This window comes from Micromonospora sp. LZ34 (assembly GCF_052981855.1).
In genome coordinates, this window is the sequence record NZ_JBRIQN010000159.1 from 1 (window position 1) to 1,037 (window position 1,037).

1 protein-coding gene is annotated in these 1,037 nt (G+C 69.9%); it reads right to left on the reverse strand.

Annotated elements, in window-relative coordinates:
- Window positions 1-22: 22 nt before the first annotated feature.
- A protein-coding gene (locus ACVCAH_RS37920; RefSeq protein ID WP_447141018.1) for an IS5 family transposase occupies window positions 23-900 on the reverse strand; the annotation gives its coding sequence in 2 pieces (ribosomal slippage) (window positions 23-549 and window positions 549-900; 879 coding nt in all).
- Between the last annotated feature and the right edge of the window lie 137 nt (window positions 901-1,037).

The following is a 1,037-nucleotide window of genomic DNA, read 5'->3' on the forward strand; positions in this document are numbered from 1 at the left end:
CTAGGGCCTGTGTCGAAGTCGGTCACAGCCACTCGCTGATCGCGGCGACGTGCACGGTGGCTTCGTAGCGCACGGCGAGCTTGTCGAATCGGGTGGCCACGGCGCGGTTGCGCTTGAGCCGGTTGATGCCGCATTCCACGGCATGACGCTGCTTGTACCGCTCGGGGTCGAAGGCGGGTGGCCGGCCGCCCTTCGAGCCCCGTTTACGCCGGTTGGCGTCCTGATCGGCTTTCGACGGGATGGTGGCCTTGATTCCGCGTCGACGCAGGTAGCGGCGGTTGGCCCGGGACGTGTACGCCTTGTCGGCCAGGACCCGGTCCGGGCGGGTCCGCGGCCGGCCGCTGCCCAGGCGGGGCACCCGGATGCCGTCGAGCACCGCGACGAACTGCGGACTGTCCCCACGCTGCCCGGCGGTCAGCACGATCGACAACGGCTTCTGCCCCTGCTCGCAGGCCAGGTGCAGCTTCGTCGTCAGCCCACCCCGCGACCGCCCGAGCGCATGATCGGTTGGCTCGACCGTCACCCCGCCCGGGGGTTCGACCTGCAGATCCCCCTTTTTCGCGCCCCGGCGGCATGCTGATGCGCCCGGGCGACCGACGAGTCCACCGACACGTCCCACGTGACACGCCCGGCCGCGTCCGCGAGGGCCTGCAACGTCGTCAGGATCTTCGCCCAGGTCCCGTCGCGCTGCCAGCGACGGAACACCGCGTACGCCGCCGCCCATGACCCGTAGCACTCCGGCACGTCCCGCCATGGCGCACCGACCCGGGTCCGCCACCGGATCCCATCAATGAGCTGCCGCTTCGTCCATGCCGGCGGCCGACCTGGCCGACGCCCTGCAGGTAGCAGCGGCTCCAGCGCCGCCCACTGCGCGTCAGTCAGGTCGTGCCGCCTCGTCACCGCTACAGTGGCCACGAGGTCTCCGTGCTGATGGTCTTCTTCGTCGATGAACCATCTACCGGAGACCTCGCTACTTATCGATCACCGACGCGCCGGAATCTCCTCGCCCACCACCGCCGACTTCGACACACGACCTA